This window comes from Bradyrhizobium sp. Kon69, assembly GCF_055807515.1.
Genome location: NZ_JBVVOS010000623.1, coordinates 1 through 231 on the forward strand (window position 1 = coordinate 1; position 231 = coordinate 231).

The 231-nt window shown below is 55.0% G+C and carries 1 protein-coding gene; it reads right to left on the bottom strand.

Annotated elements, in window-relative coordinates:
- Window positions 1-231: hypothetical protein (locus AC0L3U_RS40360; RefSeq protein ID WP_473365265.1), on the bottom strand; the 231-nt coding region annotated here is incomplete at both ends.

Consider the following 231-nt stretch of genomic DNA (forward strand, 5'->3'; position numbering starts at 1 on the left):
TGAAGACGTCCAGGTCGCAATAAGGGCACTAACGCCGCCACATCTTCGGCCCCTTGAGCCATGCCTGAAACGCCTCGATGCACCCGGCTGACTGCCATCGCTCCCCCTTCGTGACGCAACTGTTTCCAGATCGTCTCCGGTGCGAGCGTCGCCGGGATGATGAAGCTGATCTGGTTCAGCGACACTGAAATCAACGGAGAAACGCTGCTTGAAATCATTAAATTGAAAATG